Below are 1,255 nucleotides of genomic sequence, written 5' to 3'. Positions count from 1 at the left end.
CACCCGGGCGACCCGGCGAAACAATCGCCGCCCGGCCAGATCGATCGGACCCTCGCTGTCGTTTTGTCATCACAACCTCCATTCACTGGCTGTTGCGACGACCGGTTGAGACTGCCTTGGCTGCCCCGATCACTGTGGTGAACCAACCCCATGCCCTTGACCGGGCGGCGCTCATGGACTGCCTGGTCGAGGGCATCCAGGACGAAGCCAGCATGAGGGGTGCTGCTGACCCGCCAGCCCACGATGCGCCTGGCACATGCGTCGATGACGAAGGCAACATAAACGAACCCCTTCCAAGTTGCGACGTAGGTGAAATCCGACACCCACAACATGTTTGGCGCTGGCACCCTGAACTGCCGGTTCACCTTGTCCATCGGGCATGGCAGCTTTTTGTCCGGGATCGTCGTCTTCTGCAGTTTGCCCCGGATAATGCCTTGAATATCCATGGCCTTCATCAGCCTGGCCACGGTGCAACGGGCGACATCAAACCCCTCGCGGCGCAGTTGCCGCCAGATTTTGCGAACGCCATAGACCTGCCAGTTCGCATCGAAGACGCGCTGGATCTGCGGCCGAAGAAGCGCATCCCGCCTGGCACGGTCCGACAGGCGCGACGGGTCCGCCCGCTTCGCCAGATATTCGTAGAAGGTGGCAGGGGCGATCGGCAGAACCTCGCAGATCGGCTCGACCCCATGTTTGTCCCGGTGATCGTCCCCTCTCGCGCATGTAAACATGCGCTGCCGGGCAGCGGATGAAGGCGATCATGTCCTGTGTCGGCGGTCGAACTCCGCCATCGCAAAATATGCGCTGGCCTTGCGAAGGATCTCGTTCGCCTGGCGCAGTTCGCGGTTCTCGCGTTCGAGGGCCTTCATCTTCTCGGCCATCTCGCTGGAGACACCGGCCCGCTCGCCGCTTTCGACCTCCGCCTTGTTGACCCAGTCATTCAGGGTCTGCGGTGCGCATCCGATCTTCGATGAGATCGACAGCACCGCCTGCCGGCGCGATCCATGCTGGCCCTGATTGTCCAACACCAGCCGCACAGCGCGTTTACGCACTTCGGGGGAAAACTTGTTCGTTGTCTTGCTCATGATGCTCCATCCTACTCAGAAGTTGGAGCCTCCGGCAAACCCGGGGCGGTTCGCTGTAGATGCGCCGGTCTTCTTGCCTATAGAGATTGTGAACCCTGCCCGTGCAGAAGCCGCCAAGCCCACTTTGCCCAGCAATGTCTTGTCCGACGGCCAGATCGAGGTCGAGCTTG

Annotated in this window: 1 pseudogene and 1 other annotated feature; the pseudogene reads right to left on the bottom strand. The window is 61.4% G+C overall.

Going from position 1 to position 1,255, the window contains the following annotated elements:
* Nucleotides 1-68 precede the first annotated feature (68 nt).
* A pseudogene (locus ACP7AP_RS24155) lies at nt 69-1,085 on the bottom strand (IS3 family transposase); the annotation flags it as partial.
* Nucleotides 651-804 (bottom strand) — a sequence feature (AL1L pseudoknot). (Overlaps the previous pseudogene by 154 nt.)
* Nucleotides 1,086-1,255: the final 170 nt, after the last annotated feature.

Source organism: Cypionkella sp. TWP1-2-1b2, from assembly GCF_049896245.1.
Classification (GTDB): Bacteria; Pseudomonadota; Alphaproteobacteria; order Rhodobacterales; family Rhodobacteraceae; genus Cypionkella.
The sequence above is the reverse complement of the archived record's forward strand: the minus strand, read 5'-3'. Positions and strand labels throughout refer to the sequence as shown.